Source organism: Kitasatospora sp. NPDC004272 (assembly GCF_053603035.1).
In genome coordinates, this window is sequence record NZ_JBSGET010000221.1 from 1 (window position 1) to 8,979 (window position 8,979).

Sequence of the window (8,979 nt, forward strand, 5' to 3'; positions counted from 1 at the left end):
GGGCGCGGTCGGGGTGGTCATCGTGACTCCTCGTGGGTGCGGAGGGAGATGAGGGCTGCGTCGCGGTGCTCTCTCCGGCCGCCAGGCCGACCGGGAGTTCCGGTGCCCTGGCGAGCGGACAGCGCATCAGCGCTGCGGGCAGTCGCATGGGTTTGGTGGAGCTACCCTGCGCCCACTCGGGCGGCGACTACCGATGTCCTTCAGCAGGCACAAAGGATGTACTAGGTCGAGTAGATTGACTACTCAATGCCTGACGCAATGAAGACTGCACCCTCTGCGACGCCAGGTCAACCCCCTTCGCCTACATTGACTAGTCATTGCTGGCGGGGTAGACATCTCCTATGGCAGTCAGCAGTAGGGCACGGGCCCTCTACCAGCGCATCGCGGACAAGATCCGCTCAGAGATCGCCGACGGAACCCTTGGGCCCGGCGCGCGGCTGCCTACCGAAGCCGAGATCGCGGCTGAGTGGGAAACCACCCGGTCGACTGCGGTTCAGGGCCTCAAGGTCCTGGTGAACGAGGGCCTGATCGTGAGTGACCGGCCCCGCGGCTACTTCGTCCGCAGCCGCCGACCGATGGTCTACCGCCCGCAGGCCGAGTTCATGAAGCGGCCGCTGTCTCCGGAGATGGACTCCTTTCTCTCCCAGATGGCGCAGGAAGGGCGGGAGGCCGGACAGCACATCGAGGTGAATGTGGTCGTCCCGTCTCCGGAGGTTCGAAGCCGACTTCAGCTCGGGGAGGGCGAACTGGTGGCGGTTCGTCGGCGTGTCCGGTTCATCGACGGGGTGCCGTACAACACGAACGACAGCCACTTCCCCCTGGATCTGGTGCAGGGCAGCGAGATCATGAACCCCGACGACATCGCCCGCGGTGCGAACGTCGTGCTGGCCGAGCTGGGACATGAGCAGGTTCGGGCGCTGGACGAGATCCAGGTACGCATGCCCACCCCGGACGAGTCCGACCGCCTCCAGCTCGGTCCCGGTACGCCCGTTGGAGTTCACCTCTGCACCGGATACACCGAAAAGAGCCGGCCCGTCCGCGTCGTCGTCAATGTCCTTCCGGGCGACCGCCACGTCATCACCTACGAACGCAGCAAGCCGAAGCTGAGCGCCCCAACCATCCGGGTGGCCACCGGGAACGACTTGGACACCGTGGTGAACCTCTGGGGCCACGCGGCCACCTGGTTGGCCGAGCGCGGTACAGAGCAGTGGCAGTACCCCCCGCGCGCCGATCGCATCGCGGAGAACATCGCAGCGGGTGAGTGCTGGATCGTGGAGGACGAAGGCACGCCGGTGGCGACCGTGACCGTGGACGAGCACGCCGACCCTGACTTCTGGAGCCCGGCGGAGATTGCCGAACCCGCTCTGTACGTACACCGCATGGTCGTACGTCGCGATGTCAGCGGCCTGGAACTTGGATCGGCACTGCTCGACTGGGCCAGTCTCCGCGCTGCCGATCAGGGCAAGCACTGGCTGCGCCTGGACGCCTGGCGCGACAACGCCGACCTTCAGGCCTACTACAGCAACCGCGACTTCTCCCACGTCCGAACCGTCGACGTAGCCGGCCGAGGGAGCGGCGCGCTGTTCCAGCGACCTGCTGGCCACACCCGCAACGTAGGCCCAGGACTGATCGATCGTCACTAACCGTGCCACCAACGGGTTCCCCTCCGAATTTTGATCGAGGCCCCACGGTGCACCAGCCATCAAGGAGCAAAAAGTGACAGCACCTGGTGACAACCCAGATGTCACCAGCGGTTGTCACCTCCGCACACCTGTACTGCACTGCCAGACTCGCTGAACAACCGACTGTGGGAGGGATCTGCTATGGCTGCTGACGACAGGCCGACGTGGGCTCAGCGCATGGTGGAAGAGCGCGCTGCCCGCGGCTGGTCCCAGGTCGACGCGGTGCGCGCTTTGATGGCCCGGCTCCCGGCGGACCAGGTCGTGGTGGAGCAGGATCTGCTGCGGCAGTGGAAGCGGTGGGAGGCCGGCGAGACCCAGCCGACCAAGTACAAGAAGGAGATCGCCAGCACCTTCGGCACGACCACCGGCGCGTTCTTTCCCGAGCGCGGACGACGCGACGGCCGGGCCGAAATCCTCCAGGTCAGCGGCATGGACACCGTCGACATCATCGCCCGGCTGCGCCAGAGCGACGTCGACCAGGCCACGCTCGACGCTCTGCGGATCACGGCGGACCGGCTCGCCTGCGAATACGCCTACATGCCCGCCGACCAGCTGCTCGTCGAGGGCAAAGCGTGGCTGGCCCGCGTCGTCGGGCTCCAGCACCAGCGCGTCAGCCTCGCCCAGCACCGCGAGCTGATCGCCCTCGCGGGCCAGCTCTCCCTGCTGGTCGGGTGCGTGGAGTACGACTCCGGTCGGCCCCGCGACGCGGAGGCGACCCGGCAGGCCGCGCTGCTCCTCGGGGTGGAGGCGGGCGAACTCGGTGTCCAGGGTTGGGCGCACGAGATGAAGGCCTGGTTCTGCCTGACGCGCGGGGACTACCGCGGTGTCATCGCGGCCGCCGAGGCCGGCATCGCCGTCGCGCCGACCGAGTCGGTGGCCGCGCAGCTCTACGCCCAGAAGGCGAAGGCGTGGGCCAGGTTGGGTGACCGGCAGCAGACCGAAGTCGCCCTCGACCAGGGGCGCCTGCTGCTGGAACGGTTGCCGTACCCGGAGGACATCGAGAACCACTTCGTGGTGGACCCGGCGAAGTTCGACTTCTACCGGATGGACGCCTACCGGAAGGTCGGCGAGGACCGACTGGCCGAGCAGCTTGCGAGCGAGGTGATCCGGGCCAGCACGGATTTCGACGGGACGGAGCGGGCGCCGATGCGGATCGCCGAGGCCCGGGTCACGCTCGGCGTGGTCGCGGCCCGCGACGGCGACCTCGACACCGCGCTGGCCTACGGCGAGCGGGCTCTGCAGGGCGACCGGCGGTCGCTGCCGTCCCTCGCGATGGTCTCCGCCGACCTCGGCCAGATCCTCCACAACCGGTTCGCGCACGCCCCGGAAGCCGTCGAATTCGTCCAGCACCTGCGCGAGCTGAGAGGTTCGGGCTGATGGAAACGAACTTGACCTTCCGTCCGATCGTTGGATCATCAGATCGACACGGTGAGCTGGCGGCTACTCCGCGCGTTGTCCACAGGGGTACGCTTGCTCCGACAGTGATCCAAAACGCACTTCGCCGCCCGACCCTGACGGGCCGGACGGCGGTTAAGTGGATCGGCGCCCCTGGCCGGGGGCCCGTCCCGGTCAACCACGTAAAGGGTGGTGACGTGATGCAGGGTACCCGTGTTGGGGCCCCTCATGCGCACGGCACCCCGCCGTGGAGTCGACCGGGTAGGCCCCGGGTCTCACTCCGGCAGGGTGCCGTCTCTGTGTGCGTGGCCGGCCACGGCGGCCCCCTCAGCAGGGGGTGTTCCGTGACCTAGGCCATCGTCCGGTGCTGACCGTTCCACGGGTCTGCTCCGTTGGCCGCTCCCCCGGGTTTTCCACCCCGGATCAACGCGGCCGTCCTGCTCAACACCCGCTCTCGGGCTTCCACACCGTCGAGCGGGTTGCTGGGGATCGGCGTCCAACCGAACCACCAGCGGTACTACATCGCACGCACCACAACCGGCCCCTTTCCAAGGGCCACTCGCAGTACCCGGCTCCCTGGCAGGAGCCGCCTTGCAACACACCGGTCTTCCAACCGGCCGCAGTCGGAGCCCCGGCAAGGGCCTCGACTGCACCCAACCCGCAACACAGGTCCCGAGAAGAACTGAGAACTGGAGGTCGCCGATCGGTTTTCGCCCCCACGAGGGGGCTGTGTGTCCACACCCGCAAGGGGTGCTTCTTATCAACACCCCCGTGGGGGCGCTGCTGCGTTCCCACGTGTCCGTAGGGAGCGTTGTCATTTTGCAGCAGGTCAGGATGCCTTTCCAGTCACACGGCTCGCCGGTCGCCGCGGTGGGCTCCGCTGGTTCGATCATGATCGACGGCGGCCGGGAGGAGGGGAGGAGAGTTCTCCCCCCTCCAGCCTTGGGTTCTGTCGGGGGACCGGTTGTCGGACCGGTTGTCGGGGACACCAACCACCCCAGTACCCATGTGATGCACATCACACCTCCGGGTGAACGTGTCGGGGGTGTCGTAGACGGCCTCCCGGGTGTAGATCCGGCCGCGCCGCAGGTTCCCGGCCAGCGCGGGGAGACGGTCGACGTCTCCGCGGTGGTCGCGGTTCCGATGCCGAAGGCGGCGCGGCGGTTCGTTCCGTGCGTGCCGGTGTTGCCTCGGCTGCTGGTGCCGGCGGCTGAGCAGTGGGTGACCACGACGCGGGGGCGGGTCGCGCTGGACCCGTACTCGTGGATGCAGGCGGTGCACTGGGTGGTGGCTTCGGGCTGCTACCGGCCGTCGCGTTCGCACGGGCCGCGGGAGATGGGCCGCACCGCGATCCGTACCGCGCAGCTGCTGATGGAGCTGTCGCCGTGCCGTCCCGGGGTGGAGTACCTGGCGCGGCGGCTGGGCGTGACGGAGCGGACCGCGCAGTACCAGCTGGACATGCTGCGGGAGTCCGGCCTGCTCGCCTACGTCGCGAAGGGGACCCGGGTCCGCGGGGAGAAGGCGAAGGCGAGCGAGTTCGTCCGGGTGGTCCCGCTCGAGTTCGACGTCGCCCTGGGCGTGCGGGTCGCGGGGGAAGGCAGCGGCCGGCGGGTGGTGGGGATCGCGGAGGCCGGGCGGGCGGTGATGGCGCTGCTGGGCAAGCGGGCCTCGCGCAAGGTCCGCGCGGCCCGGCCGAAGCCGTCCGCGAAGGCCTCGCTGACGGCCGGTCAGGGTTCCTCGGATGCCGTCCAGTCCCACGTTTCACAGGCCGCTGACACCGCCTCAGCAGCAGTCTGCCGTTGCACCCCAATGGGGGGTGGTTGCTGTACTTCTCCTGCTGACGGTTTGACCCACCTTCCCTCCGAGACGGACGTCGCAAGCGGGAAGTCGAAGTCCACCGCCGCGAAGAAGTCCACCAAGCAGCCGGGCCGGGCCCCTCGTTCGCTCAACAAGGTCGGACGCCGGTTCCAGCTGGCCGCAGAGCTGGTGCGCCAGGTGCCGTGGCTGCGTCGCGCTCTGGTGCCCCGGGTCGCGTGGATGGTGAAGGAGGTGGCCGACGCGGGCTGGAGCGCGGAGGAGGTCGTGGCCTGGTTGTCCATGGTCGAGGCGCCCAAGCGGGGCACCTGGCGGCCCACCGGCCTGCTCGGCCACCGGCTGCGCGGCATGACGCAGATGCCGGGCTGGCGCACCGAGGCCGAGCGCGCCGTCCAGGTCGAGCAGTGGCGCGACTCCCGCTCCGCCGCCCGCGCCCGCCACGACCGCACCAGCTCCGAGTGGACCCTGACCGACTGGCAGGCCCCGGCGACCGGCTCGGTGGGCCGCCTCGTCGACGCCGCGTTCGCCCAGGTCCGGCAGACCGGCACCCAGGATGTTCGGAACGTCGGGGAGCTGGAGCTGTTCGCCCAGGACCAGGACGGCCTGGTCGACCTCGCCCAGCTCACCCGCGAGGACGTCATCGAGCTGCGCGCCCTCGGCCAGAAGGACCCGGAGATGGTCCTGATGGCGATCCGGGAGTTCGGCGAGGACTACGCCCGCCGGCTCTACACCCACGGCCTGGTCGACCAGGTCCTGCGCCTGCGCCACACCGGCCGCATGGTCATCCACCAGCCCTGGAGGTCCGCGTGACCGAGCCGTCCACCAGCGGCGTCGACCTGGCCCGCGTCGCCCTCAAGGCCGCCCGGGAGGCCGCCCGCACCCGCGGCGCCGACGCCCCCGGCGGCGCCAGCGCCACCGCCCGGCCCGCCCGCCGCCGCACCGTGCGCAGCGGCGGCCGCGACCCGATCGGCCTCGGTGCCGCCTTCGCCGGACTCGTCGCCGACCGGGCCTGGGACATGCCCACCGCAGGCGGCGGCGTCATCGACCAGTGGGCCGACATCGCCCCCGAGCTCATCGGCAAGGTCGCCCCCGTGCACTACGACCCGCCCACCGGCCGCCTCGACCTCCAGCCCGCCAGCGCCGCCTACGCGACCCAGCTGCGCCTGCTCGGCCGCCAGCTCGTCGCCCGGATCAACGGCAAGATCGGCCGGACCGTGGTGCGGGATCTTCGGGTGCTGCCGCCCCGCGCCCTGGCCAGCGCGACCGGCCTGGGCCAGCCGACCGAGCGGCAGCACGCGGCCGCGCAGCCCGAGGCTCCGGCCCGCACCCGCGACGACGTCGCCAGCGCCGGCTACCACCAGGCCCTCGCCGCGATCCGGCCCAGGCAGGCCAGCATCGACCCGGTGGTCGCCGCCGCGATCGCCCGCCAGACCGAAGCCGTGCTGAGCAAGCGCGAACCGGAAGACGTGTTCGCCGAGGCCGTCGCCGTCCGCGCTCACCAGGAAGAGACGACTGCCCGCGCCGCCGCGGCCGCCAGCTCCCAGGCGATCGCCGAGCGCCGGGCCCGGGCGGAGCGGGCAGCCCGCGGCACCACCCCGCTGCACCCCACCCGGCTGCCGCGCACCCTCAGCGGCGCCGCCTGAGCCGGGCCCGGCGGCCGGCGATTCACCCCTCCGAGTGATGCCGAACGGCCCTACGCCCTCCCGTCCAGCTACTAGCGTGAACTGCCCCGTCCGATCGAGCGAAGGAACCCCGCGTGGCCCAGAATCCCAGTACAACGAGCGCCAGTGTGCACGAGATCGGCAACCTGCGCGCTGTGCAGGCTCCGCAGCAGACCCCAGACCTGGATGGCATGCTGCCGGAGTGGGCCCGCTTCCTGACGGACTTCCCCACCGTCCCGGCCGCGGTGAAAGCCGCCGTCCAGGGCCACGAGGTGATGGTCGCCAGCTCCGAACACACCGAGTTCCGCCGGCGGGTACTGGCCACCGCTGACGGACCGGTCATCGAGGACACCATCTACCCGCACATCGACCTGCAGGACTTGATCTCCACGGCCTGGCTGAGCCACCCCGCCCCGAACCACGAAGCCGCCCAGCACATCAAGGAGTTCCTGCTGTCCATCGTCCCGGACGGCACGCCGGTCGAGCGCATCGCCGTCGTCCAGGAGCAGGGCCACGGTCCCGTCCCGCTCTTCGGCTACCAGACCACCGCCACGGCCGACGGCATGGACAGCTGGGACGAAGTCGACGCGCGCACCACCTTCGGCCCGCTCTACCCGGTCATGAACTACGTCAACGACGACCGGCTCGAGCTCACCTTCGACCAGTTCGCGGACCTCCGCGAGCGCGGGTTCGCGGTGCACGCCTGCGACGGCTGCGGGCGGTACCTCACCAACGGCCACCCCTCCTGGCCCGGAGTCTGGATCGCGCTCGGAGAGGAAGGCGGCCCCTCCTGCCCCAACGCGGACAACGACGACCGGTGGAACGACGTCTACACCATCACCGTCCACGGCCCTCACAGCCCCGCCCCGCTCCCTCCGGAAGGCACCGACGCATGAGCGGCACCCCGGCAGCGCCCTGGCGCGAACTGCTGGCCGACCTCGGCGACACCTACGACGGCTGCACCGCCGAGGAGGTCACCAACTCCGCGGCCGACCGACCGGAAGCCGCGGCCTGGCTTGCCGCCACCGCCCTGACCGGCGTGGAGGGCATCTCCACCACGCTCACCACCCCCTGGGCCGTGCAGACCCCCCAGCAGGCCGGAGCCATCGCCGCCGCCCTCACCGCGATCCAGCACCAGGCCGAGCAGGCGAAGAGCCGACTCCTCGACGCCCTGGAGGCCATGGAGCGGCGAGGCGAAGTACAGCTCACCCGGTTCGGCGACGACCCACAGGAGCCGTTCGACCTGGCGCTGGACCTGTTCAAGCTCCAGCCGTCCCCGGAAACCGCCGACCACCTCTTCGCCGAGTTCTCCGCAGTCCCCCTGCTGCGCACCGTGCCCACCACGTACGTCGAGGTGCTGGAGCAGGTCGCCGAACTCCTCGCCGACCTGGTCGTCCCCGGCAGCGGCGTCACGGCCTTCGAGGACCCCGAGCACCCCGAGCACCAGGGCTTCGTCCAGCTCCGCCACCAGGGCCAGGAGTGGCGGCTGTACTTCTACGACCACGAGTGGTTCCTCGACGGTCCCTCGCAGTCCCCTCCCGCGTACCTGCTGCTGGACCGAATCCCGCTGCCGGCCGCCCACCCCACCCGGATCGCCGAAGCGACCCGCGCCAAGCTGGCCGAGTTCGCGCAGGCGCGATCCGCCGCCCTTGCCACCGCGCACCGCCCGCCGTCATCGAGGAGGACTAGGTGACCACCCAGCCCGACCACCAGGCCGCCGCCGCGCCCCGGCCGGCCACCCTGCACGAACTGCGCACCGCCCTGTCCCGGTACGGCCTGCCCGGCGACCGCGAGCAGTTCGAGAAGGACGTGCCCGTGGCCGACCGTCGCGAGCAGGACCTCGGCAGCGGCTTCATTCAGGACGCCACCGGCTGGAAGCCCGGCCCCCTCCAGCCCTTGATGAACGTTCACCGACTCGCAGCCGCAGCCGGCCTCCAGTCGTGACCGACGACCCGCAGGACTTCGCTGCTGCGTCGATGCCCGTCCCGACCGCCGCCGCCTACCAGCTGGCCGACGCGATCCGCCTCTTCGCCCGCTCTCTGCGCCGGCACAACCCCACCACCGACGGTCCCGTTGACCATGGCGAGATCGCCGCCACGCTCCACCTCGCCTTCGACAGCATGCATGCCGCCCTGGAGAGCGCGGCGATCCACGCCGGCGGCCCCCTGGACCTCCCACCGGTCAGCGCCTGGAACCGGGCGATGCACGACGCGCTGAACCTGCGCGACCACCTCGGATACGCGATTCCGGACGGCTTCGACTGGGACCGCATCGAGCGGTGGCCGGGTCAGCCCGGTGGCGCGTACGACGTGGTTGCCCAGCGACTGAACCGGCTGCGGGCTCTTCGCCGCACCGGGTCCTCCCCGGCCACTGGTCGGGAGTGAGGGCCCGCGCCGCGGAGGTAAGAATTTCTTACCTCCGCGGCG

8 protein-coding genes are annotated in these 8,979 nt (G+C 70.6%); all 8 read left to right on the top strand.

Annotation, left to right across the window (positions count from 1 at the left end; genetic code table 11):
• Positions 1–341 precede the first annotated feature (341 nt).
• Complete coding sequence (locus ACWEO5_RS36955; protein WP_452166473.1) at positions 342–1,643, top strand: GNAT family N-acetyltransferase; 1,302 nt, start codon at positions 342–344, stop codon at positions 1,641–1,643.
• A 216-nt stretch (positions 1,644–1,859) separates the two neighbouring features.
• A complete protein-coding gene (locus tag ACWEO5_RS36960) occupies positions 1,860–3,059 on the top strand; it encodes an XRE family transcriptional regulator (protein ID WP_452166474.1) in 1,200 nt (399 codons plus the stop codon).
• A gap of 1,239 nt (positions 3,060–4,298) precedes the next feature.
• Entirely contained in the window at positions 4,299–5,702 is a 1,404-nt protein-coding gene (locus ACWEO5_RS36965) for a transcriptional regulator (RefSeq protein ID WP_452166475.1), read from the top strand.
• Positions 5,699–6,535, top strand: coding sequence for a DciA family protein (locus ACWEO5_RS36970; protein WP_452166476.1), 837 nt, complete (start codon positions 5,699–5,701; stop codon positions 6,533–6,535). Before ACWEO5_RS36965 ends, ACWEO5_RS36970 begins: the two co-directional genes overlap by 4 nt.
• A gap of 113 nt (positions 6,536–6,648) precedes the next feature.
• The gene (locus ACWEO5_RS36975; protein WP_452166477.1) at positions 6,649–7,449 is read left to right on the top strand and encodes a hypothetical protein; all 801 of its coding nucleotides are present in this window, start codon (positions 6,649–6,651) and stop codon (positions 7,447–7,449) included.
• Positions 7,446–8,246, top strand: coding sequence for a hypothetical protein (locus ACWEO5_RS36980; protein ID WP_452166478.1), 801 nt, complete (start codon positions 7,446–7,448; stop codon positions 8,244–8,246). Before ACWEO5_RS36975 ends, ACWEO5_RS36980 begins: the two co-directional genes overlap by 4 nt.
• On the top strand, positions 8,243–8,497 hold the full coding sequence (locus ACWEO5_RS36985; RefSeq protein ID WP_452166479.1) for a hypothetical protein: 255 nt from the start codon (positions 8,243–8,245) through the stop codon (positions 8,495–8,497). Before ACWEO5_RS36980 ends, ACWEO5_RS36985 begins: the two co-directional genes overlap by 4 nt.
• Positions 8,494–8,937: a hypothetical protein gene (locus ACWEO5_RS36990; RefSeq protein WP_452166480.1), complete on the top strand. Its 444-nt coding sequence runs from the start codon at positions 8,494–8,496 to the stop codon at positions 8,935–8,937. Before ACWEO5_RS36985 ends, ACWEO5_RS36990 begins: the two co-directional genes overlap by 4 nt.
• The last annotated feature ends 42 nt before the right edge of the window (positions 8,938–8,979 follow it).

Coding starts and splice junctions, on each gene's coding strand:
- ACWEO5_RS36980 (WP_452166478.1), top strand. CDS start 7,446: ATGAGCGGCACCCCGGCAGCGCCCTGGCGCGAACTGCTGGCCGACCTC.
- ACWEO5_RS36955 (WP_452166473.1), top strand. CDS start 342: ATGGCAGTCAGCAGTAGGGCACGGGCCCTCTACCAGCGCATCGCGGAC.
- ACWEO5_RS36960 (WP_452166474.1), top strand. CDS start 1,860: ATGGTGGAAGAGCGCGCTGCCCGCGGCTGGTCCCAGGTCGACGCGGTG.